Annotated in this window: 1 protein-coding gene; it reads right to left on the bottom strand. The window is 66.1% G+C overall.

The genetic code is table 11. The features are described 5' to 3' along the window. The coding region (locus tag PU724_RS33650) for a condensation domain-containing protein (protein WP_426213821.1) at positions 1-1,886 on the bottom strand (1,886 nt) is incomplete at both ends.

Genomic DNA, 1,886 nt, shown 5'->3' with positions numbered 1-1,886 from the left:
CCGGCTTGACCCCCAGGGCGATCAGATGATGGGCCAGCCGGTTGGCCCGCGCATTGAGCTCGCCATAGCTCAGGCGCTCGTCCTCATGGACCACCGCCACCGCCTCCGGCGCCTGGCGCACCTGCGCCTCGAACAGTTCGTGGATGCAAAGATCCGACGGATAGTCCGCGTCCGTCCGGTTCAGACCCTCCAGCAGATAGGTGCGTTCGGCGGCCGGCAGGATGTCGATGCGGCCGACCGGCTGGCCTGCATCGGCAACCATCGCCCGCAGCAGCACCACCAGATATTCACGCTGCCGCTCGATCGTCGCTTCGTCGAATAGCGCCGTGGCATAGTGCAGCGATCCGACGATCTGATCACCATCTTCGCCAAGGTCGAGCTCCAGATCGAACTTGACCTGATCATACCTCTCCCCGGCAGCCTCCACACTCAGCCCCGGCAGGTCCAATGACTCAACCGCATTGTTCTCCCAGGCCAAGATCACCTGGAACAACGGCGTGTGATCAAGATGCCGGGGCGGCTGCGCGATCTCGACGACCTGCTCGAACGGCAGGTCCTGATGCTCCTGCGCGGCCAGCGCCGTGCGCCGCGTCCGCGCCAAAAGCTCCGACACGCTCGGCTCGCCCGACAGGTCGAGCCTAAGCGCCAGGGTGTTGACGAAGAATCCGATCAACTCTTCGATCTCGCGCCGGCCTCGATTGGCGCTCGGGACGCCGATCACAAGGTCGTCCTGCCCCGACAGACGCGAAAGCACCGCCGCCCAGGCCGCCAGCACCGTCATGAACAACGTCGTGCCATGCTGCCGGCTCAGCCGCTTCAGATCCCGCGTCAGATCCGCATCGATGACGATCGGCACACTGGCCCCGGCAAACGACTGCTGGGCCGGCCGCACGCGGTCAGTCGGCAGTGCAAGCCGGGCCGGGGCGCCTGACAGGGCGTTGCGCCAATACTGCGCCTGGCTTTGCAGCCGTTCCCCCGACAGCCACTGCCGTTGCCAGGCGGCATAATCCGGGTACTGGATCGCCAGCGGCGGCAAAGGATCGTCCTGTCCAGCCACAAACGCCCAGTAAAGGCTGTTCAGTTCACGCATCAAGACGCCCATCGACCAGCCGTCGGAGACGATGTGATGCTGGGTCAGCTGGAAAACATGTTCCTCATCCGACATCCGGATCAGACGCCCGCGGATCAGCGGCCCGCGCGCAAGATCGAAGGGCGTCTGCGCCTCTTCATGGCACAGATCCAAAAGCGCCGCCTCTGCATCCGGCCTGTCCCGCAGATCGTGCTCCAGCACCGGCAGCCCTGCCTCCGGCGGCAGAACCTCAACCCGCGGCTTGCCCTCCGACGCCACAAAGACACTGTGCAGCGCCTCATGGCGGGCAAACAGACGGTCGAGGCTGCGCTGCCAGGCGCTGCGGTCGAGCACGCCACGCAGTCTCAAGGCCAGCGGAATGTGATAGTTGGTACTGCCCTCGTCCAGCTGCGCCAAAAACCATAGCCGCTGCTGCGCGAACGACAGCGCAAGCGGCTCGTCGCGCGACACCGTCGCAATCGCCGGCAGGTCTTGCGGACCGGTGCGGCTCAACACCTCGACGATGCTTTCGGCCAGATCGGAAAGAACCGGCCTGGCGAACAGCCTCGTCAGCGGCAGTTCGACCCCAACAGCCCGCGACAGCCGGCTCAAGAGCTGCACCGCCAGGAGCGAATGGCCGCCGAGTTCGAAGAAGTTGTCGTGGCGTCCGACCCGCTCGACCCCGAGCAGCTCCGCCCAGATCTGCGCCAGCGCCGTCTCGACCGCGCCCTGCGGCGCTTCATAGGCGGCGTGCGCATAGGCCTCGTCGTCGGGGGCGGGCAGCGCCTGGCGGTCGAGCTTGCCGTTCGGTGTCAGC

The sequence above is a fragment of the Mesorhizobium abyssinicae genome (assembly GCF_049887195.1).
GTDB classification, from domain to species: Bacteria; Pseudomonadota; Alphaproteobacteria; order Rhizobiales; family Rhizobiaceae; genus Mesorhizobium; species Mesorhizobium abyssinicae.
The sequence above is the reverse complement of the archived record's forward strand: the minus strand, read 5'-3'. Positions and strand labels throughout refer to the sequence as shown.